General features: G+C 39.1%; 16 protein-coding genes and 3 pseudogenes. 12 read left to right on the forward strand and 7 right to left on the reverse strand.

The genetic code is table 11. The features are described 5' to 3' along the window. The first annotated feature begins 100 nt into the window (after positions 1–100). The 6 genes from P4S65_RS16910 (at position 101) to P4S65_RS16935 (ending at position 9,051) form a co-directional block, all read left to right on the forward strand. The gene (locus tag P4S65_RS16910; RefSeq protein ID WP_033031529.1) at positions 101–1,594 is read left to right on the forward strand and encodes a peptide MFS transporter; all 1,494 of its coding nucleotides are present in this window, start codon (positions 101–103) and stop codon (positions 1,592–1,594) included. 138 nt (positions 1,595–1,732) lie between these two features. Then, positions 1,733–4,480, forward strand: coding sequence for a metallophosphoesterase (locus P4S65_RS16915; protein WP_337120634.1), 2,748 nt, complete (start codon positions 1,733–1,735; stop codon positions 4,478–4,480). Positions 4,481–4,783: 303 nt separating this feature from the next. Continuing rightward, on the forward strand, positions 4,784–5,830 hold the full coding sequence (gene hppD, locus P4S65_RS16920) for a 4-hydroxyphenylpyruvate dioxygenase (RefSeq protein ID WP_337120635.1): 1,047 nt from the start codon (positions 4,784–4,786) through the stop codon (positions 5,828–5,830). 136 nt (positions 5,831–5,966) lie between these two features. Beyond that, positions 5,967–7,280: a fumarylacetoacetase gene (gene fahA, locus P4S65_RS16925; protein WP_337120636.1), complete on the forward strand. Its 1,314-nt coding sequence runs from the start codon at positions 5,967–5,969 to the stop codon at positions 7,278–7,280. A 135-nt stretch (positions 7,281–7,415) separates the two neighbouring features. Next, positions 7,416–8,579 carry a M23 family metallopeptidase gene (locus P4S65_RS16930; RefSeq protein ID WP_337120637.1) on the forward strand — a complete coding sequence of 388 codons (1,164 nt, stop codon included), beginning with the start codon at positions 7,416–7,418 and terminating at the stop codon, positions 8,577–8,579. Continuing rightward, positions 8,569–9,051, forward strand: coding sequence for a bactofilin family protein (locus tag P4S65_RS16935; RefSeq protein WP_337120638.1), 483 nt, complete (start codon positions 8,569–8,571; stop codon positions 9,049–9,051). The genes P4S65_RS16930 and P4S65_RS16935 overlap by 11 nt, the downstream gene beginning before the upstream one ends. A 21-nt stretch (positions 9,052–9,072) precedes the next feature. On the opposite strand, the gene P4S65_RS16940 is transcribed toward P4S65_RS16935, so the two are convergent. Beyond that, positions 9,073–9,546 carry a hotdog fold domain-containing protein gene (locus tag P4S65_RS16940; protein ID WP_008134698.1) on the reverse strand — a complete coding sequence of 158 codons (474 nt, stop codon included), beginning with the start codon at positions 9,544–9,546 and terminating at the stop codon, positions 9,073–9,075. Between the two features lie 183 nt (positions 9,547–9,729). Between P4S65_RS16940 and P4S65_RS16945 the strand changes: the two are divergent. The 3 genes and pseudogenes from P4S65_RS16945 (at position 9,730) to P4S65_RS16955 (ending at position 12,100) form a co-directional block, all read left to right on the forward strand. Further along, positions 9,730–10,928: pseudogene (locus P4S65_RS16945) on the forward strand (multidrug effflux MFS transporter). Next, positions 10,925–11,568 (forward strand): annotated as a pseudogene (locus P4S65_RS16950) (LysE family translocator). Before P4S65_RS16945 ends, P4S65_RS16950 begins: the two co-directional pseudogenes overlap by 4 nt. Before the next feature lie 67 nt (positions 11,569–11,635). Beyond that, positions 11,636–12,100, forward strand: coding sequence for a methylglyoxal synthase (locus P4S65_RS16955; RefSeq protein WP_002958191.1), 465 nt, complete (start codon positions 11,636–11,638; stop codon positions 12,098–12,100). Between the two features lie 19 nt (positions 12,101–12,119). On the opposite strand, the gene yegD is transcribed toward P4S65_RS16955, so the two are convergent. From yegD to P4S65_RS16985, 6 genes and pseudogenes are all read right to left on the reverse strand, one after another. After that, positions 12,120–13,484, reverse strand: a complete 1,365-nt coding sequence (gene yegD / locus P4S65_RS16960; RefSeq protein WP_007376888.1) for a molecular chaperone — start codon at positions 13,482–13,484, stop codon at positions 12,120–12,122. A gap of 62 nt (positions 13,485–13,546) precedes the next feature. Then, a complete protein-coding gene (locus tag P4S65_RS16965) occupies positions 13,547–14,389 on the reverse strand; it encodes a DNA ligase (protein WP_096793510.1) in 843 nt (280 codons plus the stop codon). A 33-nt stretch (positions 14,390–14,422) separates the two neighbouring features. After that, a complete protein-coding gene (locus tag P4S65_RS16970) occupies positions 14,423–15,079 on the reverse strand; it encodes an HAD family hydrolase (protein ID WP_096793511.1) in 657 nt (218 codons plus the stop codon). Positions 15,080–15,317: 238 nt separating this feature from the next. Continuing rightward, positions 15,318–15,617, reverse strand: coding sequence for a hypothetical protein (locus tag P4S65_RS16975; RefSeq protein WP_096793512.1), 300 nt, complete (start codon positions 15,615–15,617; stop codon positions 15,318–15,320). Between the two features lie 106 nt (positions 15,618–15,723). After that, on the reverse strand, positions 15,724–18,006 hold the full coding sequence (locus tag P4S65_RS16980; RefSeq protein WP_096793513.1) for a TonB-dependent receptor: 2,283 nt from the start codon (positions 18,004–18,006) through the stop codon (positions 15,724–15,726). A gap of 439 nt (positions 18,007–18,445) precedes the next feature. After that, positions 18,446–19,307 (reverse strand): annotated as a pseudogene (locus P4S65_RS16985) (mechanosensitive ion channel family protein). 700 nt (positions 19,308–20,007) lie between these two features. Here P4S65_RS16985 and P4S65_RS16990 point away from each other — a divergent pair. From P4S65_RS16990 to P4S65_RS17000, 3 genes are all read left to right on the forward strand, one after another. Continuing rightward, on the forward strand, positions 20,008–22,143 hold the full coding sequence (locus P4S65_RS16990; protein ID WP_337120639.1) for a M3 family metallopeptidase: 2,136 nt from the start codon (positions 20,008–20,010) through the stop codon (positions 22,141–22,143). Positions 22,144–22,257: 114 nt separating this feature from the next. Next, positions 22,258–23,103 carry a carboxylate/amino acid/amine transporter gene (locus P4S65_RS16995; protein WP_007376881.1) on the forward strand — a complete coding sequence of 282 codons (846 nt, stop codon included), beginning with the start codon at positions 22,258–22,260 and terminating at the stop codon, positions 23,101–23,103. Between the two features lie 74 nt (positions 23,104–23,177). Beyond that, positions 23,178–24,503, forward strand: coding sequence for a glycerophosphodiester phosphodiesterase family protein (locus P4S65_RS17000; protein WP_007376880.1), 1,326 nt, complete (start codon positions 23,178–23,180; stop codon positions 24,501–24,503). Positions 24,504–24,527: the final 24 nt, after the last annotated feature.

Below are 24,527 nucleotides of genomic sequence, written 5' to 3' on the forward strand. Positions count from 1 at the left end.
TATACTGATGGTCGAGCATTCTAGTAAATACAAATACTAAAATAGCTAAAGCAAAAAATTATAAGGCCATTACAACAATTCTTAAAGTTAGGAAGTAAATATGAGTTCAGCTCCAGATAGTGGCTGGTTTGGCCACCCTAAAGGACTTTCGACATTGTTCTTCACTGAAATGTGGGAACGAATGAGTTATTACGGTATGCGAGCTATGCTCGTATTGTTTATGACGGCAAGCTTACAACAAGAAGGCCTTGGCTTTACCGTTGCATCAGCTGCTGCAATATATGGTTTATACACAGGCGCAGTATACTTTTTAGGTTTACCTGGCGGTTGGCTAGCCGATAGACTATTCGGTGGTCAAAAAGCGGTTTGGTATGGCGGTATTATTATTATGTGTGGCCATATTATTTTGGCAGTTCCACATGATTATTCATTTTTTATTGGCTTAATATTTGTAGCGACGGGTACTGGTTTATTAAAACCAAATATCAGCGCAATGGTTGGCCAGTTATACAGTGATGCCGACGAACGTCGTGATGGTGGTTACGCTATTTACTACATGGGTATTAACCTAGGTTCTTTGATTGGTTACTACGTTTGTGGTTACTTTATGGAAAACGTAGGCTGGCACTGGGCGTTTGGCGCAGCAGCTGTTGGTATGGCTATTGGTTTAGTGCAATATAAGCGCTCACTTAATAACTTGCCAGAGCATAGCGTTTTACCAGCCAACCCATTAGGCCCTAAAGGTACTTCCCGCGCATGGGGTGGTATTGCTGCGTTTGTAATTATAGCTGCAGCAGTGACTACAGCTGCAATGACCGGCGCAATTGTAATCAATCCAACAGTGGTTGCAGGATACGTAGCTGTTGTATTCACTATTATCTTTTTTGTTTATTTTGGTGTTATTTACTTTACAGGTAAATTAACTGATGCTGAAAAACAAAGAATGTGGGCGCTATTTTTAGTATGTATTGCATCAGCATGTTTTTGGTCTGGTTTTGAACAAGCAGGTTCATCATTAAACTTATTTGCACGCGATTATACTGACCGCCTTATTGGTACTTTTGAAATCCCTACAACGTGGTTTCAATCGTTAAACTCGCTGTTTATTATTGCCCTATCACCATTTTTTGCAGCGCTTTGGATTAATTTATCTAAAAGTCTAGTATCACCTAGCTACAGCGTTAAGTGTGCGCTTGGTTTAATTATCATGGCGTCAGGCTTTTTAGTTATGTTTATGGCGGCTCATTACGCTGCTGAAGGCTTAAAAGTAGCGCCTTACTGGCTTGTTACTACCTATTTTTTACATACAGTAGGTGAGCTTTGTTTAAGCCCTGTAGCATTAAGTGCGGTAAGTAAACTATCGCCTAAACGTTACACTGGTCAAATGATGGGTGTATTTGTATTAACTTACTCAATCGGTAACATCATCGCAGGTTTACTTGCTGGTAATTTCGATCCGAATAATGTCCAAGAAATCCCTAACCTATACCTACAAATTGCATTATTTAGCATTGGTGTTGGTGTTGTTTTAGTACTCATGACATTTAAAGCTAAAGTATGGGAAAAACAAGGGCTAGAAGAAAAAGCTTCTTAATTGTTTTTTAAATAATATAGCTAAAAACCAATCCCTCATAACCGCTATGAGGGATTTTTTTATTCAACTTTGCCGCACCACCGTTAACTGATATTATAGCCTGATTGATTAGAGAATAGACTCAGGGAACAGCTGCATATGCAATCGTTAACGATATTACGTGCCACAATTTTAGCATTTTTAATTATGCTTTTATCAGCCTGTGGCGGCTCCAGTGACGAGGTTACACTCAATCCAAACAACCCAGTTGAACCAGAGCCAAGTACATTAACATTATCAAGCTCGACTGGTTTAGACACGACATTAGATGAAGGTAATTTTATACTAACCGCTCCTGCTGGTGCGACTTCTAGTAATACAGAGCTTACTTACGAGAAAACACTATTAGATGAAGCAAATGAGCAACAAAATATAGTTTCAGATTTACATAGTCTTACACCAAACTCGCTGACTTTAATTACCCCCATCACTATTACAATAAAAATCCCTGTGGACTATGCATTAGGCGGGCAACTCTTTATAGCAAAACTATCAACCAATACATGGGACATAATCGAAAACTCAACCGTGTTAGATGGCTTCGTTAGCGCGCAAGTGAACACATTAGGCACCTACGCAATACAAATGCAGCGTAATGAAACCTTTGCCAATATAGGTCCAACTTGTGATGCGAGTGCCACTAAACAATCAGTGAGGTTTGTGCATGTTGCCGATTTACATGCTCGCTTTGGCTACCAAGAGCAATATTTCAGCCGTATTAAAGCCTACTACAACCAAGTAGCAAGCCAAACTCCTCATACCTTATTTACAAATGGTGGTGACGACTATGAAAAAGGCACCGTTGCAGAGCAACTATCACAAGGTACTGCAACAGAAGAAGCAATTAAAGCAATGCAATTTGATGTTCGTGTTGTTGGAAACCATGATTACGCATGGGGCCCAGAAAAACTATTAAGTTATTCACAAGACGAGAATGCCATCGTACTGGCGAGTAATACACGGTATGAAGGTGAGCAACTACAAGATTTTGCAGGCGTTGGATTTGCAAAAGTACAAGTAGGGTGTGTCACTTTAGGTTTGTTTGGTATGACTTCTGTGCCATGGAATGAACTTGATGAACCAATTGAAGATGAACCAATCCCTGATTTCATAAAACAATTTAAAATGAGCTGGCAATGGCAACAAGTGGCGCAAAGCATTGTTAGTCAATATCGTGACGACGTAGATTATATGATCATGCTGAGCCATTTAGGTGTCGGTCTTGATACTTATATGGCAACTAACGTCGCAGGCATTGATTTAGTGCTTGGCGGCCACACGCATGGTGGTGAAAGTTTCGAGACACTAGACAACGGCGCGATTGTTATTCAGCCAGATTTTTATGCTAAAGGGATTACTGATTTAACGCTTGATTTTGATTTAGCGGATAAATCATCTCCGGTTGTTGATTACAAAACAATTGAAACCGACTCTATTAATGAACGAGATGAAACGACTAAACAAGCTATTGATGAAATTATGGGTCGTTATGCTCCTGACGCTGAAACAGAAATAACTATTTCAGAAAATTATCCAACTACTTTACAATTAGCTGAAATAACTGCCTTAGCTGCAAAGCATTCAAGTTCAATAAGCGCAGCGCTTTTAAATCCTGAGCTAGTACAAAAACGCTGGACACCGGGCGCGCTTACCCAAGAAGATTTTCATAAAGCTTTTTATGTAGAAAGGCAGCCATCAAATACGCCTGGGTTTAATTCTATCTATAAAGTAACAGTATCGGGAAGCGACTTAGCTGCGATGTTTGCCAGTCAACCTGATTGGTTTTCACTTAAACCTGAAGATATACAACCCACAAATAATTACGAAGTTGCGCTATTTAAAGGCGCGGCTTTAAATCCTGATTTATTTTTTAATAGTGTGACATTCTCAAACATAGAGCCAATAGCCGAAGCTTGGTGGCTACTTGATAAATATGCTCGATTTAGAACAAGCCAATGCCTACATTTGGATACCGACACTGAGCTTTACTCGTGCAGTAACGTAGCAAATGTAACTGTATGGAATTTTGAGGATGCTAACAATCCGTTAGCGGCTGATTTTGGGCCTTCAGTACTTAACTACTTTGATCCAGATGAAACAAATTGGGGCACTGATGAAACCCAATATAACACCACCACTCAGTTAAATATTGATGATTTAACTGACGGCCCTTCGGGTGTCATGGCATTTTCGCGCCACTCCCCGACAGAAGGCTTATTAATTGAATTAAACACCCCTGCAAATGGTGATTTTGCAAACGAAGGAATGGTATCTGACTACACACTTGTTATGGATTTATATTGGCCTTCAGAAGGCAAAGATATTTATCGTGCAATAATGCAAGCAGAAACAACCAATTATCTGGATGACGATGCTGACATATTTATAGACCCAAGTGGTGGTTATGGTAAATCAACAAGCGACAGTGGCTACTTTGGTAATACTCAGGCAGAAGCATGGCACCGTGTCGCATTTGTTTTCTACACAGCACCTACAAATGGGGTATTTGAAGTATACATTGATGGTGAATTAGCTGGCGTTAAAGAAGACGGCGAAATTGACCGTCAATGGGCACTCAATAAAACGGTGCTTTTATTTACCGATAATAATTTTGAAACCGTAGCGGGTTACTTGAATGCATTGCTTTATGCTGGCCGTGCTATGACCCGAGATGAAATTAAGCGTATGGGCGCTGCACAACAAAAATTAACATTTGAGCAATCTACACGTACTTTAAACCAAACAATTGAACGTCACTACAAAGCAGCTCCAGCAATAAAAACTAACCCATGGCTAGAGCAGCGAAACAAGTTTTTTGGCAACGCCTCTCAAAGTGTAAACAATTAAGTACGAAAAAGCTTTTACTTATTAATTATAAAAGGAGGTTTAACGCAGGTTAAACCTCCTTTTTAGTATTTAAATACAATAACTTAAAAACAAGCACTCCCACTTGAATTTATACCATATAACTTCATTTTACTTAACTGTATTACAAACACGTAACTTTATAATAACCGTCCTATAAAATTTACACATGCACTAGACACTAAATAGCGCCCTCCTCTTCCCCAAATTAAAAATCTGGTTGATTATCTACTGCAATATGACAACAACACATAATCGCAGTGCTTAATTGCGGGAGTAATAATAATGAGTGAAGTAAATAACTATTTAGGTTTAGTCGGTATTGAATTTACCGAGTACGCAACACCTGATGCTGATTATATGGATAAAGTATTTACTGATTTTGGCTTCTCTAAGCTTAAAAAATTCAAAGGTAAAGACATTGTTTATTACAACCAAAACGATATTCACTTTTTACTGAATAACGAGCGTGAAGGTTTTTCTGCAGAATTTGCTAAAAGCCATGGTCCTGCTATTTGTTCAATGGGTTGGCGTGTTGAGAATGCGCAAAAAGCATTTGAAATAGCAGTAGAGCGTGGTGCAAAACCAGCGACCGACTCAACGCATAAAAATATGCCTTATCCTGCAATCTATGGTATTGGCGACAGCCTAATTTACTTTATTGAACAATTTGGCGACAAAGGCACTATTTACGAAAGTGATTTTGAAGACTTAGAAACGCAAAATGTTGTAGAAGATAAAGGCTTTATCCGAATCGATCATTTAACCAATAACGTTTATAAAGGCACCATGGAAAAATGGGCTAACTTTTATAAAGACGTATTTGGTTTTACTGAAGTACGCTACTTTGACATTAAAGGTCAAAAAACAGCGCTTATTTCGTATGCACTTAAGTCCCCTTGTGGCACCTTCTCTATCCCAATAAACGAAGGTAAAGGTAACGATAACAACCAAATTGACGAATACCTTGGTGAGTACAACGGCCCAGGCGTTCAACATTTAGCGTTTTTAACAGATGACTTAGTAAGCTCTCTTGATAAGCTTGATAAATCAACAATTGCTACTTTAGATATTATCCCAGAGTACTACGATACAATTTTTGACCGTGTACCTTGGGTTGCTGAAGATAAAGAAAAAATTCGTCAGCATCAGATACTCGTAGATAGCCAAAGTGAAAATTGTTATTTATTACAAATTTTCTCTAAAAACTTATTTGGTCCAATCTTTATAGAAATGATCCAACGCGTTGATGATGGTGGCTTTGGTGAAGGTAACTTCCAAGCATTATTTGAATCAATCGAACGTGACCAAGAGCGTCGCGGCGTTTTATAAAATATTTGAGTAAATTAAAAGCAGCGAACTTCGCTGCTTTTTGTCGTTTTAATATTTAAAAAGTATGGCGCCAAGTACAAGTATGATTAAATAAACTATACCTTGTCGCCATACAGTAAAATCCAAAGGAAATGTAATGAGCCTAATTAACGAAACCCACGATATTAGTTTAACCAGCTGGGTAGAATCAGCTAATGTTGATAATTGCGACTTCCCGATTCAAAACTTACCGTTTGCAGAATTTCGTCGTAAAGGGTCTGATGAGGCCTTTCGTGGTGGTGTTGCAATTGGTGACCAAGTAATCGATTTAGCAAAACTAAGTAAATTAAACGTTTTAAAAGGTGACGCTAAAACAGCCGCAGATGCAGCAAGTGAAACAACCTTAAATACATTTATGGGTTTAGGGAAGCAGTATTGGTCAGCCCTTCGTTTGGCCCTTTCAAAAGCACTAAGAGCAGGCTCTGAGCACCAACAAGCGCTTAGCGATACATTGGTTGCACAGTCTGATATAGAGTTTTCTTTGCCTTGTCGCATCGGTGATTACACCGACTTTTACACTTCTATTTATCATGCTACTGCTGTGGGTAGTTTGTTTCGCCCTGACAACCCATTATTACCTAACTATAAATGGGTACCTATTGGTTATCATGGGCGCTCTTCATCTATTGACGTATCGGGTCAAACATTTCATCGCCCTAAAGGTCAAACCAAAGCGCCAGACGCTGAAGTGCCATCATTCGGTCCGTGTAAACGCCTTGATTACGAACTAGAGCTGGGTATTTACTTAGGTAAAGGCAATGCACTGGGCGATGCAATCGCTATCGAAAATGCTGAAAACCACGTATTTGGCTTTTGTGTATTTAACGATTGGTCAGCACGTGACTTGCAAGCGTGGGAATACCAACCGCTTGGTCCATTTTTAGCTAAAAACTTTGCCTCAACTGTATCGCCTTGGATTGTAACAACCGAAGCATTAGCGCCTTACAGAACAAGCTGGACACGTGATGAAAACGATCCACAGCCTATGGACTATTTAGAATCAAAAGCGAATCGCGACCAAGGTGCTTTTGATATTCAAATGGATGTTAAAATTCAAACGCAAAAAATGCGTAGCGAAGGCCATAACCCAACGCGCGTATCAACATCTAGCTTTAAGCACTCTTACTGGAGCGTGGCACAAATGGTTACACACCACACAGTGAATGGCTGTAACTTTATGCCAGGTGACATGCTAGGTTCGGGCACTCAGTCAGGTCCAACGCACGAAGAAGCAGGTTCATTACTTGAGCTTTCTCGTGGTGGCAAAGAAAAAATTACGCTAAGTAATGGCGAACAACGCAGCTTTTTAGAAGATGGCGATAACGTTATTATGCGTGGCTGGTGTGAAAAAGAAGGCTATGCACGTATAGGTTTTGGCTCTGTAGAGAGTACAGTTCTGCCTACAAAATAATACGAGTATTAAATAAAAGGGCTGCTTACTAAAAGCAGCCCTTTTTTATTAATTTTTGAACAGTTACAATTTTTCTCTGGCTTTTTTAACTCAAATTGCTATCTTAATTCGGTTAATAGCCAATGTTTATATGCCATGTCAGTATTTATAAAGTCTTTTTATCAAAAAACATTTCCAGCCCGTCAGTTACTTATTCGCCAAAATGGTGAAGTTAAGCATGTTGTTTTGCCGTCTTGGGTTCAGCTTACTGTTGCAGTACTTGTTTTTGCTACTTTAGCTTGGATCAGTATTTCTACATTACGTGTTTATTCACAAACGAACAAAATTTCCAACATCCAGCAAAACCAATTGAATAAACAACTACTTTGGCAGAAAAAAGTCAGCGAACAAAATGCACTTTATACAAATCAGTTAGAACAGCTGGCTATTCTTGAACAAAAACAGGCTTTATTGCAAAGCATGATAGAGTCATTACCAGCCTCGATTAGCAAAGATTCAATACAGCTTGATAGTAATCTCGAGTCACCAATTAGTGAACGAAAAGAAGAATTTCATGCTCCACTACTTGATGAAGAGCCAAACAATAAGCAAGTGAACTTAGTTACCCCGCTTACTTTTTCAGCAAGATACCAACATTTAGCACAAGCTTATCAAAAAAACTTTGCATTACTTGATAGCCAAATAAATAAACGACACGACGATATTTTAGCAATGCTTAAAGGCGCAGGGCTTGAATCGGCACTTAAACAACATTTGGCACTAAGCGAACAAAAAACAGCACAAGGTGGCCCACTTGATGTTTTTGATGAAACAAAAATTCCGACCCAATTTTTACTTATTGCCGATAAACTACTCTTATTAAATAACCTTGAGAGCTTTTTAACAGAGCTTCCGAATTCTTTACCTTTGCCTGCTGCAAAATATTACATTTCAAGTAGTTTTGGTCTTCGTAAAGATCCTATGAATAATCGTCGAGCCTTTCATAAAGGAGTCGATTTAGCTGGTTGGCATAAAACCGAAATTTTTGCCCCTGCTGACGCTATAGTTCTCAGAGCCGGCCGCAACGGTGGTTACGGTAACTTTATTGAGCTTGAACATAAAAATGGCCTTGTGACTCGTTTTGGCCACTTAAATAAGATTAAAGTAAAGAAAGGTCAACTAATTACTAAAAATGATGTAATAGGTTTAATGGGGAGCACCGGTAGAAGTACCAGTACTCACTTGCATTATGAAGTATTACTTGATGGCAAACATGTTAATCCTCTAAAAATAACAAAGGCGCTTTCTCATGTTCGGTAGAAAGAAACAAAAACCAGGAAGCTCTACTTTAAAAAGAGTAAATAACACTCCCTCTATTATTTCACAAGATGTTCGTCTCACAGGCACCTTAGTTAGCCAAGGTGAAGTACAATTAGATGGTCGTATTGATGGTGATATTAAAGCAAAACATTTAGTTATTGGCTCAACAGGTATTATTGAAGGTATGGTTGAAGCACAAAATGTAGTTGTAAAAGGCAAAGTTATTGGTTCAATAAACGCCAGTGAAGTAAATGTTAAAAGCGGCGCACATGTTCATGGCGATGTGTTCCACGATACCTTAAGCATAGATGCCGGTGCGATTATTGAAGGTAGTTTAAAGCAACGTTTTGAAAAAGATGCAATTGAGCTTATTAGTGAAGAATTAAAAGCAGTCAGTGAAGTTAAAATGTTGTTAGAGGAAGACGACAGCGGCTTGTCGTTTGTAAATAAACAAGCCACAGATAAAAACTAAATCAACTCAGTTGACTGTTCATTATTTCTTCTCTGTAATATACATTGTAATATCAGCAGTGAATACAAGTTCATTACGAGTATTATAAAGCTTTACTGGCACAACTAAGTCCTCTTTATCTATCCATTTATGCGGTAAATCAATCTCTGCAATTGCAGTTACATCAGTGTCTACTTTAGCTAAATACTGCACTGTCATCCCTTTTGGGATCCAACGATGCGTTTTAACTGGCACTGTAGCATCAACCATTACACCCGCACACAATTCAGCTAAGTTACACTGCGCAATAGCATGAATAGTTCCAATATGATTATGAACGCTGCGACGATTTTTAACCACCGCACTACAATGGCCCTCTCTCAAATCGAGTACGTAAGGTTTCATCGAACCAAAATATGGCGCTTTAAAGCAAACAGCTTTAGTAAAAAGCCAATTCCCAAAAGGTAAGCGCTTAAACTTGTGCCATGTTTTTACAAGTGCAGATTTATTACTCATTATTATTTTCCATCAACAGTTACTTTTTTAAAATTAACACATCAGACCAGTTTTAAAAAGTGCATTTATGCTGGCTTTTTAGCTTAATCCAATCAAAAAGTAAGAATGACAGCCTATGCAGGGGTCATAAGCCCTTTCTTTTTTATGAGTGCCCACCTAAAATACTCGGCAAAAGGAGACTCAATGCAAACACAGCCCGCTAAACCTAATATGACTTTGTTACTTATCTTAGCGTTACTCGTTATATTTTGCCCTATGGCAATCGATATTTACCTACCTGCTTTTCCAACTATTGCAGAACAATTTGCAGTTACTGAACAACAAGTACAGCAAACCGTTGCTATTTTTATGCTAACAGTAGGCCTAGGCCAATTAATTGCGGGCCCTTTAGCTGATAGATTTGGCCGAAAACCAGTGGCAGTAGTGGGCATTAGTTTGTATGCAAGCTCTGCATTACTCGCATACTACTCGCCTTCTTTTGAGGTATTGCTGATAGCACGTGCTTTTCAGGGAATTGGAGCCTGTGCCACGTTTGTTGTCGCATTTGCGATAGTGCGTGATAAATATGGTAGTGAACGAAGCGGTCAGATGATCACCTACCTTAACGGGATTGTGTGTTTCATTCCGGCAATGGCACCTATTTTAGGGGCTTGGCTTACCGTACAGTTTGGCTGGCGTATGAACTTTATGTTTTTAACCGCGTTTGCCATTTTGGGCCTTATTGTTACCCTATTCTTTTTAGAGAAACTCGCCCTGCTGATAGTCATTATCAAGGGCATATTTTAGATTTACGTCGCTTTACACCGATTATTAAAACACCGGTATTTTTGTTTAATAGCCTAATTTGTATGGTCTCAATGTCGGCCATATTAGTGTATGTAACGCTCGCTCCAGGCTGGCTTATTACACATTTAGGCGGCACCGTAGCCGACTTTACTTTTTGGTTTACGTTAAATGCCGTAATAAGTATTGTCGCAAGTTTTATTTTACCAACCTACATTAAACGAAATAGCCAACGTGCTTTGCGTGTCGGTGTGAGTGTACTGGTTTTCTCAGGCATTTTAATGTTAGCCCTTAGCGGTATAGAAACAGCATTTGCGCTTATGTTACCTATCTTAATTGCTGCATTAGGGTTTGCTTTAAGTTTAGGCTCTGCAGCAGGAATGTCTCTGTCTAGCTTTCCTAAACAAGCAGGCACAGCCTCTGCATTACTCGGTGCTATGCAAATGAGTGGCGCTAGCATATTGGTAGTATTGACCCAGTATTTAGGGCTAAGCACACCATGGCTAATTGCTTTTCACTTATTATTACTAGTTCCGCTTTGGCTTATTTTAATGAGCAAAAAAGCACATACTTTACACCCAACTAAAAGCGCCCAATGATCAATCCTGATTTTTTAGTCTCGTTTTTATTAGCCAGCTTTTTAATGGCGGTAGCACCTGGGCCATCAAATGCATTTTTGATGGCACAAACATTTGCTAATGGTCGAAGCGCCGGTATGCAAAGTGCTTTTGGTTTTGCATTAGGTGGGGTTATTCATACTCTATTTGCTGTTGTAGGGCTAAGCGCAGTCCTAAAAGCTTCCCTAGTGCCTATGCCGCAGTGCAATATGCAGGCGCAGCATACTTATGTTATTTGGGGTTTATGATGATTAAAGGCACGCTAAAGCAGCCAGAGCCTATATCTGATGACAAGCAAACCGATAAACCGCATATAAGTACCAGTAAAAAAAGTAATGTCATGTTTCAAGCCATGATGACTGAAGTGCTAAACCCTAAAGTGGCGCTGTTTTTTATTGCATTTATTCCGCAATTTGTAGATCCAACGCTTTCATCTGCTACTTTTCAACTCGCTTTTTTTGGCTTGCTTTACCCTATTTTTGCTTTTCCGATTGACTGCACGTATATTTATTTTGGCGACAAAATTGCACAGTTTTTTAGACGTAACCCAAATAGCCAACTTTGGATTGATAGGATCACCGGCACTGTATTTATAGCCCTTGCTATCAATCTATTATTTTAACTAACCTGCACTTTGGTTAAGAGATTTATTACCCAGAGTTTAAGCTAACTAATAAAAAAGAATCAGCATGGAACAAAAAACACAATCTCTTCCCGCACAAAAAAATATTGCTTTAGTTGCCCACGATGGTAAAAAAGCAGCACTAAAATTATGGTGTGAAAAACACAAAGAAATACTAAGTAAGCACACTTTATATGGCACAGGTACTACGGGGCATTTAATTCAAAAAACGACGGGGCTTGATGTAGTTCAGCTTTTAAGTGGCCCTATGGGCGGCGATCAACAACTTGGCGCTAAAATAGCAGAACATGAGATACATGTATTAATATTTTTTTGGGACCCATTAGCATCACAGCCTCATGACCCTGATGTTAAAGCACTACTGCGTTTAGCCGCTGTTTGGAATATTCCGGTGGCGTGTAATGAAGTGAGTGCAGATATGTTATTAAGCTCACCGCTTATGGACGTAGAGCTTGAACGTACATTGCCAGATTACGAAAAATACCTCGCAACCCGACAAATAGATCTTTAAACCTCAATTGTAATCTAGGTTATTTATAAAGCATGCTGGCCCATTTAGTCAGGCCAGCGGTTACACTACCAAAGTGATCCCCGTTAACCATTTTTATATCGCCTAAGTGCTCACTTAAAGCCGCTTTAATCAATGGGGATTGTGCACTACCCCCTGTTAAATAGATAATGTCTGGCGTGGTCGCAGCGTCACTGATTGCTTGTTTTGCTAAAGTAACTATTTGGCTAATACTACTCTCAACGGCAACAGCTAAATCGCTTACCGATACATTTTTATTCAGTCCACTATCTAAAAAGCTTAAATCGCAATCAAACGCACTAGCTGATGAAAGTGCTATTTTAGCCGCTTCACCTTGTTGCACTAATTGATGGCCTTGCTTGTTTTGCTGTAAATGTATTAAACGCTTATAAAGCTCAGGCGCACTAACATCACGTAATTGTGCATTTAGCTCTCGGGTATGGCTTTCACTATAAAATTGGCTTTGTAAGTTTACATCGTTAATTTTACACGCTTGCCAAAACGCTTGATTAGGCAAAGGCAAACCCGATTTAAACGTACTACCTAAACCCAATAACGGCATTAAACCATGAAAGCTCAAAGCAATATCTAAATCATTTCCGCCAACACGTTTACCACTGTGAGATAAAAAATCGCTATCGCGCTGGCTATTTCCTCTAAAGCTTGGGCCCATTTGTACAAATGAGCAGTCACTTGTACCACCACCAATATCAATAACGAGTACTTTTTGATCCTGAGTTAAATCACTCTCGTAATCGATACCCGCAGCAAGTGGCTCATATAAAAACTCTACGTCTTTAAAACCAGCACGTTTAGCAGCACGTTCTAAAATACCGACCGCTTGTTGATTTGATTGATCGCCACCCACAGCTTGGAAGTTTACTGGGCGACCAATCACTGTTTGTGTAAGTGTTTTACCTAAAGAGCGCTCAGCGCGTTGCTTAATTTTTAAGATCATCGCGGTTGCGATATCTTCAAAAAAGTTAATTTGACCTTGCTTTAAACCTGTTGCACCAAAAAATGATTTAGGGGACTTAACAAAATAGCCTTCTTCAGGAAACTGCACGTACTCGCTAATCGCTTCACGACCAATAAATAGGGTTTCATCTGAAGGTTGTAAATCAAGGTCTGACTTAATACGAGGTAAGGTATTTAATAATGCTTGGCGCTGCGTTAAAAAGTCATGCTCATGGGCTGTGCCATGTAAATGCTTAGCAACAAAATCAACAACCAACGCACTGTGATGAGTGTAAAGTGTAGACGGTAAGTAATGTTTTCCTTGCTCTAGCGGTACTAATTGAACATTACCCTCGCTCATTACACCCATAGCACAATTAGAACTACCGTAATCAAAACCTACAAACATACTTCACCACACATTACCAAAAAGGCCGCGCAATTTAGCACACTTTGTAAAATTTATAAATGTTATAAACTATCTCTGACCCGTAAAAAACTAGCAAAACGCGGTAACCCATTTTTTGTTAAGCCATGAAATCGGTACGTTACAGTACTACCAATTTCCGGTGGAATGGAGCGCTGTGCATCATTAAACCCAGTACCAATAGAAAATACCTGCCCCTGCGCTGTTTTTACCCTTAATGCCCCTAACATTCCTTGATATTTACCTTTGCCTGGTAAGTGTGCAATTACAACCGCTTCTGCATCTAAATAAGGTTTTAATTTTAGTAATGCATTACTTCTTCCATTGCTGTGCTTCGCGCTGGCCAAATGAAGCATTACGCCCTCGCCGCCCTGCTTAGTTATGTTCTCAAAATACTCTGTAAGCTGCTCATTATTTGTAAAGCTATATTGACCTACTGCACTAATGTGCGGCAAGTTTAGGCTAGTAATTAGCTCATTATAGTTTTTATAGCGAGTGCTAAAAGGCAGATTTTTATCTGGCATATCAAATACTTTATAAGTAATAGTTTGCCAATCATGATTATTAGGTTTTTTAGTTCTGACTATGCCACTCAGCGCAGAAAAGTGCTCACGTTTAGTCCACAGCTCACCATCAAGCCATACATTTGGCAATGGCGCTGTAAACCAACTTGGCGCATTGATAATATTGCCCTTACGAGTTAAAAACTCCGTGCCGGTCCATATAGCTCTTACGCCATCATATTTTTCACTGACTAAATACTTACTTACATCATAATGCTTAGTTTCGTCATATACTTTAGCCAGTAAAACAGACGGCTGTGCTGCACTTATGCATTGCGTAAAAAGTACAATAACAATTAAAAGCAGGTGTTTAATAGTAAACATTGGCGCATCCAAGCATGTAAAAGTTGGCTTAAACTATAGTTGAGATTGCGCCCATTGCCAAAACTCATCTAAGTTGCTCATTTGATAGGTAGCTTGGCTAAAATCGTGATCTTTAGTATGGCTATTGGCAATGGCTACCACACGTAACAAAGCATTGTTGGCCGCCGTAACGCCGGTAAATGTATCCTCAACAGCAATTGCATTGCCTGCCTGTATATTTATCTGCTCAAGTGCCAGTAAATATGGGTCCCCAGCAGGTTTAGGATTAGTTACATCGTCTTTTGTTACCACCGTATCAAACAGCTCATAAAACCCTAAACCTTTAAGTATTGGCATAGCTTCACTTTTAGCACTGCCTGTTACTAGCGCCATTTTTAAGCCACTCTCTTTTACAGCTTTCAACGTTTGCTCTGTAAATGGCATCAGTGGCGGTAAATGTGTTACTACATATCCACCAAATAAACGGTATTTTTCATCTGCTAAAAATTGTGCACTTACCGATAAGTTATGCTCTTGCTTAATTTCGATTGCGGCTTCTAAAGTGGGCCGTCCCGAAAAGCGCTGACAAAAATCATTTTCTAAATAACTAACACCGTAAGGCTTAAGTAGTTTACTCCAGCATACAAAGTGCATACTTTCTGAATCAACTAATGTGCCATCCATATCAAATAATATTGCTTGTAAAGTCATCCTCATTCCTTATACCAACCTGCATAAATCTTTGATCAATTTAACGAATTAAATTGCACTATAACTTCGTTAAAAATTTTTTATTTAGAACAACTAGATACAAAAATTTTTGCCTAGTTCTAGCGTAATTTTCTTAACGTTAAATAAAACCCATATATAAGCAGATTGGTATTATTTAACCTAAGCTAAATTTTGACAATAAAAAAAGGCGCCTTAAGCACCTTTTATATAAATACAGTTATTGCGTTAAGCCTGCTGGCGGCTCACCCATTGCTTCCTCACCCGTATCAACATCAACAAGCTCATAGCCACGCGTTTTGCGCATAACTTTAAGTACAGGTTTTTCAAATGCTGTTTTTAAACGCTCTGAGTCATCTTTTAATTCATCTAATGTTGTACCAAAAGGGGCTGCGCCTGTTTCTGACCAGTTAGTTACTTTGCCGTTCAAGTTATATTCCACTTCGTGTATTTGATATTGCGCTGCTTCGTCTTTCGTTGCTTCACAAAAAATTACACGGTAATTCCAAAATCCAGCCATTATCTTATCTCATTAAAATTAATTTACGCTACTTTACCAGCTTTAAAAAAACATAAAAGCCTGCACAGGGCAGGCTTTTAAAAATCAATATAATTTAAAGCTAACTTTAGAAGAAGTTAACTTTAAACTCAGCGCCAACATAGCGTTCTTCATTAACCATTGCTGTGTTGTTATTAAAGTCGATTGCACCAATAGCAACTTGCTCATCAAATAAGTTACGAGCAAAAACAGCTACTTCGTATTCATTATCATCCTGAGCCCAAGTATAACCGGCGCGCACACCTACTTCTGTTAATGGTTTGCCTTCAAACTCAACCGCTTCATATAGGAAGAAGTTAACTTTACTGCGGTACGATACATCGGTGTAAGCGTAAAAGTTACCTTCGGCTAGTTCTTTTGAATAACGAAGTGTTATGTTAGAAATAAACTCAGGTGCATTAGGTAAGCTATTACCATCAATGATTGCTCTGCCATTTACTGTCGTATCAGTAATATGCAATGTGTCACGATCTGGTACAGGAATGGTAATGCTGTTATCTTTTAACTCTGTTTTGTTATAACTAAAGTTAAACGTGGCATTAAGCTCATCAGTTAATACCCACTCGGTATCAAGTTCAAAACCATAACCTGTTGTCTTATCTGCATTGAGCAAACTTGTGGTATTTGCAGTCCCACCTACAGCAGTTAATTGCTGATCATCCATAGTAAAATAATAAATACTCGCATTTACACGCCCGCGACCATCAAGTACGTCTGATTTGAAACCTGTCTCATATGAAGTAACAGTTTCAGAGTCAGCTGTAGTAACCTCGTCAGAGAACGTGATACGACCTTGAATACTAGGAGCGCGGAATGTATTTGCAACTCGTGCATATAAATTAACATCATCATTTAATTTATAAGACGCTGAAATATCCCAACTTACATGATCATCACTTACATCAGTTGTACGGGTGATATCGTTTGTACATTGTATCAAGTTATTTAGGCAGTCATCGCTAACTATTTTACGTACTGCTTCAAAGTCTTTTTCATCGTCTGAGTAACGAAGGCCAGCCGTTAGTTTTAAATCATCAGAAACAGTGTAATCTACAGAACCAAATACAGCCCAAGCTTTAGTATCTTGCTGTTGATTAACGTAACCGTTTAACGCGCCCCCAGCTAGAGTGTTATAGCCGAAGTTTTCAATCGTTACTGATTCATCAAAATAAAATAAACCGGTTTGAAAATTAACTTCGCCGTCAAAGTTACTCGCTAAACGTAATTCTTGCGTGTATTGGTCGTGATCTGGTAAACCACTTTCACTTTCTGATGGGAATGGAATTGAACCTGGACCATGAAACTCACCTAAAAAGTCAGCACCATAACCACCATCAATATCGCCACGCGAGTTTACTTCTGCGCTTTCCCAACCTGAAATTGAAGTAATTGTATAATCATTAAAATCATATTCTAGCTTTAAGCTTAAACCTTGTGCATCAACAGTTTGCTTTTCACGTGCTGCTGCATCGTGGTAAACAACTTTATAATCAAAGTCATCAACTAGATCGTTAGTGCCACTTTTAATTGCATTCGCACGAAATGGAATAGGTGTGCCATCCATATTACGTACGTGATAATTAAGTAAGGCTGAAAAATCATCTTTTTCATATAAGAATTGAACACGTGCAGCTCTATCAGTGTAACCACCTAATACATCGTCTTGTTCAAAACCTGGTGCACGGTTATCAATAAAATTATCTTTATCTTGCCATAAAACAGAAACACGTGCAGAAAGGTTATCCGTTAAGCCACCACCTACAGCACCTCTAAAATCTACAGCACTGTCAGTACCATATGATACTGAACTAAAACCTTCAAATTCTTGGCTTGGCTTAACTGAATCAAATTTTACAAGACCAGCCGGTGTATTACGGCCAAACAATGTACCTTGCGGACCACGTAAAACCTCTACGCGCTCAACATCAAATACAGGGAAACCTTTTAGAATCGCATTTTCTTGAACGATATCGTCAACAACCAGTGACACAGGTTGTGATGCATTTAAATCAAAGTCGGTATTGCCTAAACCACGAACATAAAAACGTGGAAATGTACGGCCATAAGAAGACTCAATCGCTAAACTTGGAATTTTCGCATTCATAAAGCGAATATCCATACCGGCAGAGCTATACACATCAAGGTTATCACCTTGTAATGCAGATACTGCCACGGGTACTTCTTGAGCGTTTTCGACACGTTTACGAGCGGTTACTTGAATAACTTCTAATTGGTTGCTCTTTTTAGCTGTTTCTTGCGCAGCTAAAGAAGAAAATGAAGTACCTGCTACTGCAGAGAACAACGTTGCGTTAATTAGGGTTGCTAACGTAGATCGTTTCATTGCTTTCATGTTGGGTTTAACCTTTTGTGTGCACTCTTATTCAACGGTTTATGTGTTGCGCAATTTATACCATGGAGGTAGATGCGGGTTCGACCAATTTTTCGCGTCTTGCTATAGGCTGCGCGGACCTTATTATCGAGAGTACAAAAACGATGTTATAAGGCTGAACGAACGATCGATATTATACCACCACGTAATAATTTTACTGCAAAAAGATGAGCAAAAAAGTAAACTCTTTTGCAACATTTAACTACACGTTATGCCATTTTTATACATTTAAAGGCATAAAACACAACAAATAAGGACATATGTCCTTATAAAAAAACACCAAACAAAGTAGCCACTTGCACTTTTTAAACAAAAATGAAAAAACACGAACATAGTTTGAAAATAAAAGAGCTGCACACGGCAGCTTTATTTTTTATGGACTCAGATAACTGAATGTTTTTTATTTGATACGCTTAAGTGCAATTTCTCCATCTATATGAATATCACGCTGCGGGAAAGCAATCACTACATCATGCTCTTCAAATACAGCGTAAATACTAAAGCGAATATCACTGCGTACTTTTCTAAGCATAGTCTCCGACTCTGCGCACACCCAAAAATAGCGTTAAATACAAGTGAGCTATCTGCAAAGTCATCAAATAGTACTGACGACTTTGGATTAGCCAATATAGCTTCATGGTCATCAAGTACTTGCTGAATTAGCTTTTTAACCAGCAGTACGTCCGATCCGTATGCAACACCAACGCTCACCGCTGAACGCGCATTACCATCAATTAGTGTCCAGTTAGTTACTGTATTTTCTAATAGCTGGCTATTGGGTATCAGCATATGCACACCATCGTTTCGGCGTATACGTGTTGAACGTGTATTTATTGTTTCTACCACACCTTTTGCATTACCTACTTCTAAAAAGTCACCAATACGAATTGGTCGCTCCCACATCAATATCCAACCACTTATAAAGTTGTTGATAATATTTTGTGCACCAAAACCAACGCCAATAGCAATAGCGCCCGATACGAATGCAAATGCAGTAACGGGGATACTAAGCACTTCTAAGGACGTAAAAACTAAAATAGCAATGCTTATAATAAAGTAGATACGAGTGAATAAATGCACAGCGTCTTGGCTTAACTTTTTTGCTAGTAAGGTTTTTTTATCAACTTACCAATACGCGTAACAACAAACCAAATAGCGAAAAGTATTAAAGGTACTTTAATGATTTTTGCAACGGTAATATGTACATCGCTGTAACTAAATACAACAAAGGCAAGAATTTGGTTTATGTGTTCTAACGTCATTTATTTTCCAATACAAGCAAGGAGCGCTTTAAAGTTAAATCGCTATAGAGTGAAAGTGATTCAGTGTTGGGTAAGTTTAGCACGTCATAATATAACTTAAACACACTGTTAATAAGTTCAATATGCACTGATTTAACTCCTACTGCAGCAAGTCCCCTCTAGTTATTAAAAAGTGGCGCGAGGTTTGTAACCTAGTGGGCTCAGTAAAAACCGAGCAAAGCTTCCGCATCCTGCTCACGCCCCTTATCTACATCCTGTAAGCAACAAAGAGTTAATCGTCCTTAGAAATAACCCGACGGGCAGCGCATGCTTGGTCTTTGTGCTACGTTATCGCCTATTTATGGGGAATAACCGCACTTCATAGGCTCTGCCTTGCCTAAAAACCAAACATACTGATGCAAGTTCAACCACCAAAGTTCAACACGCCCTAACCTACATTTTAGAGCATCGCAATAAAATAGGGTGTCTACTTGCATAGCAAGAGTAAATGTATAAACAGCGCCTCTTTTGATACTCAGCAGTAGTTAAAACGATCTTTTAGAGCTGTATTTACCTACCTAAATGCCTGTTATTAGCTAATTTGCGTTCAAATCCCGCTTAATATCGATAAACTTTATTGTATATAAATCAGAATTTGGTAAGTTAACTGGGTTTTTAAACTCATAAAGCCTATTCCGGCTAATCTTTCTATGGAGTTATTATGCGTAAGACACTGATCGCCACTACTATTGCTAGTGCCCTAATACTATCGGCCTGTTCATCAGATGAAACAACAAAAACGGCAGAAGAAGGCGCAGCACAAGTGCAAGACATGAACGCAAACAATGTTTTATTTAAACCAAGCCCATTGCAATATATGGCGCCAGAATTTGATAAGTTTGGCACAAAAGACTACGAAGCAGCGTTTGATGCTGGTATTGCACAGCACACAGCGCAAATTGAAGCTATTGCTAATAACCCAAAACCTGCAACATTTGAAAATACATTAGTTAAAATGGAGCTATCAGGCGAGTTATTGAACCGCGTATCGGCTGCTTTTTACAACTTATCGGGTTTAATTTCAGATGACGAATACCAGCGCATTGATGAAAAAATGGCGCCGGTATTATCAGCTCACTCAGACGATATTTACTTAAATGGTGCATTATTTAAGCGCGTACAAACAATTTATGACAATCAAGATAAATTAAATGCTGAAGATCAACGTCTAGTTGACTTTTACTACAAGCAGTTTGTAAAAGCAGGTGCTAAATTAAATGACGCTGAAAAAGCTAAAATGCGTGAAATTAACTCAGAGCTAGCTCAACTGTCGACCGCGTTTTCACAAAACATTTTAAAATCATATAAAGAAGACGTCATTGTCGTTACTGATAAAAGTAAATTAGCCGGTCTTTCTGAAGGTGAAATTGCAGGTCTTGCAGCTTCTGCTAAAAAGGCGGGTAAAGACGGCTACATGATCACGTTAGTAAATACAACGCAACAGCCTATTTTAAGCAGCCTTGAAAACCGCGACCTGCGTGAGCAAATTTTTAAAGCTTCTGCAAATCGTGCTGCAAAAACCAACGGTCCTATTATTATTAAAGAAACCAACCTACGTGCCCAAAAAGCAGAGCTTTTAGGCTATAAAGATTGGGCTTCTTATGTAATGACGTCGCGTATGGCGCAAACAACTGACAATGTATATGGCATTCTAGACGACCTTGCGCCAAAAGCAGTTGAAAAAGCCAAAATAGAAGCAGCCGCTATTCAAAAAGTGATTAACGATTCAGGCGAAAACTTTGAGCTTAAACCATGGGATTGGACTTTTTATGCTGAAAAAGTACGTGCAGAAAAATACAACTTAGACCCAGCACTTGTTAAGCCATACTTTGAAATGCAGTCGGTAATTCACGACGGTTTATTCTTCGCGATGAATAAACTATATGGCATTACGTTTAAAGAACGTAAAGATCTTCCCGTTTATCATGAAGATGTAACTGTATACGAAGTATTTAACGCTGATAACAGTGCTATCGGTTTATTTTACTTAGACCCATATGCACGTGAAGGTAAACGTGGCGGTGCATGGATGAGTGCATACGTAAGCGAAAGTGGCTTAAAAGGTACTAAACCAGTTATTTACAATGCGCAGAACATTCCAAAACCTGCTGCAGGCGAACCTACGCTAATGACGTTTGACGAAGTGTCTACTATGTTCCATGAATTTGGTCATGCTGCACACGGTTTATTCTCAGATGTTAAGTATCCAAGCTTAGCGGGTACTGCAACGGCGCGTGACTTTGTTGAATTTCCGTCGCAAGCAAACGAAGATTGGATGATTGAACCAACGGTACTTGCTAACTACGCTAAGCATTACAAAACAGGTGAGCCAATTCCACAAGCCCTACTTGATAAAGTACTTGAATCGCAAAAATTCAACCAAGGCTATGGCACTACCGAGTATTTAGCCGCTGCACTACTTGATATGGAATGGCATTCATTTGGTTCTGATGAAAAAATTACTGATGTTCAAAAGTTTGAACAAGACGCGCTAGAAAAACACGGTATTGCTTACTACCCTGTTCCACCGCGTTACAAATCAAACTTCTTTAGCCACACATTTGCAGGTGGTTATTCAGCAGGTTACTACGCGTACCTATGGACTGAAGTGTTTGCAGCAGATGCCTTTGCACATATGGAAAACAACGGCGGCTTAACACGTAAAAATGGTGACAAGTTCCGTAAAGAAATCCTATCAAAAGGTAACAGCCGCGACTTAATGCAAAGCTACATTGAGTTTAGAGGTCAAAAACCAACTACCGACGCATTACTTAAGCGCCGTGGTTTAGTTGAGTAAATAACTTAATTTATTAAGCTCACTTTTATAAAAGCCCGCTTGCGGGCTTTTATTGTTTATACCCTCACATATAACAGATAAACTTAGCTCAATATTTATTAAAAGATGATGGTTATGCAGTACTTATTTACAGTCACTTTGCTATGGGCGTTTTCGTTTAGTTTAATTGGTGTGTACTTAGCAGGACAAGTTGACGCTTGGTTTAGCGTATTAATACGCATAGCACTGGCAACACTGATTTTTTTACCTTTTTTAAAGCTCAAACAAACGCCTAAACCTTTAGCCTTAAAGCTTATGCTGATTGGCGCTATACAACTTGGTGTTATGTATAGCTTTTACTACCACTCATTTTTATTTTTAACCGTTCCTGAAGTACTGCTATTTACTGTAATGACTCCTTTGTACATTACCTTGCTAAATGATGCATTGAATAGACGCTTTAACCCACGCTTTTTTATAGTCGCGCTTATTGCTGTAATCGGCGCAATTACTATTCGTTACGAAAACCTAAATAACAATTTCATAATCGGTTTACTATTAGTTCAAGGTGCGAATATAAGTTTTGCTGTAGGCCAAGTCACCTATAAACGCTTAATGAATAAAAATCAACTTGATGATAAAACCGTGTTCGGATGGTTTTTTATAGGCGCACTTATTATTGCCATAATTTGTTATGCATTATTTGGCAATTCAAACAAATTACCAACCACTTCTACTCAGTGGGGCATACTGATTTATTTAGGGGTTGTTGCATCAGGCCTTGGTTACTTTATGTGGAATAAAGGCGCAACACTTGTCAACGTTGGAGCTCTAGCAGTCATGAATAACTTACTTATCCCAGCAGGGATTATTGTTAACGTGCTTATTTGGAACAGAGACGCTGACATAGTTAGGTTAAGTATTGGAGCAGCTATAATGTTAGGTGCATTATTGGTCAATCAAATGCTTAATAAAAAGTGAATTAATAAGTTTGTAGCTAAATTGTCATTAATAATCATTAAGGTAGTACAAATTTTACTTTTTAAGGATAAACAATGAAACGTATTACCTTACTTACAAGCTGTATATTGTTAGCCGCACTTGCAGGCTGTGATGACGATGTAGAAATAGTAGAAAAAGAAGTGGTTGTTACCAACACCGAAGTGGAAATTGTTGAAGTACCTACGCCCATTGTTGTAGAGGTTGCTGAAGGCGCAAATATTCAGCTAGGCACTCGCCCCGACTATTTAATTGATGATATGGCGCAAAGCACACTAAAAACAAAATTAGAGTCATGCAGCGAAGGGCCATTTTATCGTACTGATTTTTCCATTGGTCATCGCGGTGCGCCAATGCAATACCCTGAGCATACTAAAGAAGCCTACATTGCTGCAGCCAGAATGGGCGCAGGCATTGTTGAATGCGATGTTACATTTACAAACGACAAAGAGCTTGTTTGTCGCCACTCTCAATGCGATTTGCATACCACGACTAATATTTTAGCCATTCCTGAACTTGCAGCGAAATGCAGTGTGCCATTTACACCAGCCGATCCTGCTAATGGTATTGCTGCATCAGCTAAATGTTGTACCAGCGACATAAGCTTAGCGGAGTTTTTAACCCTTGAAGGTAAAATGGATGGTGCAAACACTAATGCAACTACCGTTGCCGATTACATGGATGGTACACCAAGTTGGCGCACTGATTTATATGCCACCAACGGCACATTGATGACCCATAAACAAAGCATTGCACTGTTTAATGAGCTGGGTGTAAAAATGACCCCAGAACTAAAATCGCCACAAGTAAGTATGCCATTTGATGGAATGACACAAGAGCAATATGCGCAAAAAATGCTAGACGAGTACACACAATTGGATGTGCCAGCCTCAAAAGTTTACCCGCAATCATTTAACCTTGATGACGTAAAATACTGGATTAACAACAACCCTGACTTTGCAGACAAAAGCGTATACCTAGATGGTCGCGACAGTGAAGCCGGTTTTGATCCAAGTAACCCGCAAACATGGCAACCAAGCATGGATGAACTTGTTGCCGATGGCGTTAAAATTTTAGCCCCTCCTATTTGGATGATGCTAACAATAGATAGCGAAAACAATATCGTCCCCTCGCAATATGCAATTGACGCTAAAGCGGCAGGTTTAGCGCTTATTGCATGGAGCCTTGAGCGATCAGGCCCGCTAAATGAAGGCGGCGGCTATTACTATCAATCAATTGCTGATGTTATAGATAACGATGGCGATATGATGACGGTTGTTGATGTACTTGCAAAAGACGTGGGGGTCATGGCTATATTTTCAGATTGGCCTGCTACGGTAAGTTATTACGCCAGTTGTAATAAAATGCCTGCAAGTATTTAATACCAATCTGCTTATATATGGGGT

This window comes from Pseudoalteromonas sp. B131b (assembly GCF_037162545.1).
GTDB classification, from domain to species: domain Bacteria; phylum Pseudomonadota; class Gammaproteobacteria; order Enterobacterales; family Alteromonadaceae; genus Pseudoalteromonas; species Pseudoalteromonas fuliginea.

What these genes read in the sequence shown, in the direction of transcription:
- P4S65_RS16910 (WP_033031529.1), top strand. Translation starts at nt 101, where the DNA reads ATGAGTTCAGCTCCAGATAGTGGCTGGTTTGGCCACCCTAAAGGACTT.
- P4S65_RS16915 (WP_337120634.1), top strand. Translation starts at nt 1,733, where the DNA reads ATGCAATCGTTAACGATATTACGTGCCACAATTTTAGCATTTTTAATT.
- hppD (WP_337120635.1), top strand. Translation starts at nt 4,784, where the DNA reads ATGAGTGAAGTAAATAACTATTTAGGTTTAGTCGGTATTGAATTTACC.
- fahA (WP_337120636.1), top strand. Translation starts at nt 5,967, where the DNA reads ATGAGCCTAATTAACGAAACCCACGATATTAGTTTAACCAGCTGGGTA.
- P4S65_RS16930 (WP_337120637.1), top strand. Translation starts at nt 7,416, where the DNA reads ATGTCAGTATTTATAAAGTCTTTTTATCAAAAAACATTTCCAGCCCGT.
- P4S65_RS16935 (WP_337120638.1), top strand. Translation starts at nt 8,569, where the DNA reads ATGTTCGGTAGAAAGAAACAAAAACCAGGAAGCTCTACTTTAAAAAGA.
- P4S65_RS16940 (WP_008134698.1), bottom strand. Translation starts at nt 9,546, where the DNA reads ATGAGTAATAAATCTGCACTTGTAAAAACATGGCACAAGTTTAAGCGC.
- P4S65_RS16955 (WP_002958191.1), top strand. Translation starts at nt 11,636, where the DNA reads ATGGAACAAAAAACACAATCTCTTCCCGCACAAAAAAATATTGCTTTA.
- yegD (WP_007376888.1), bottom strand. Translation starts at nt 13,484, where the DNA reads ATGTTTGTAGGTTTTGATTACGGTAGTTCTAATTGTGCTATGGGTGTA.
- P4S65_RS16965 (WP_096793510.1), bottom strand. Translation starts at nt 14,389, where the DNA reads ATGTTTACTATTAAACACCTGCTTTTAATTGTTATTGTACTTTTTACG.
- P4S65_RS16970 (WP_096793511.1), bottom strand. Translation starts at nt 15,079, where the DNA reads ATGACTTTACAAGCAATATTATTTGATATGGATGGCACATTAGTTGAT.
- P4S65_RS16975 (WP_096793512.1), bottom strand. Translation starts at nt 15,617, where the DNA reads ATGGCTGGATTTTGGAATTACCGTGTAATTTTTTGTGAAGCAACGAAA.
- P4S65_RS16980 (WP_096793513.1), bottom strand. Translation starts at nt 18,006, where the DNA reads ATGAAAGCAATGAAACGATCTACGTTAGCAACCCTAATTAACGCAACG.
- P4S65_RS16990 (WP_337120639.1), top strand. Translation starts at nt 20,008, where the DNA reads ATGCGTAAGACACTGATCGCCACTACTATTGCTAGTGCCCTAATACTA.
- P4S65_RS16995 (WP_007376881.1), top strand. Translation starts at nt 22,258, where the DNA reads ATGCAGTACTTATTTACAGTCACTTTGCTATGGGCGTTTTCGTTTAGT.
- P4S65_RS17000 (WP_007376880.1), top strand. Translation starts at nt 23,178, where the DNA reads ATGAAACGTATTACCTTACTTACAAGCTGTATATTGTTAGCCGCACTT.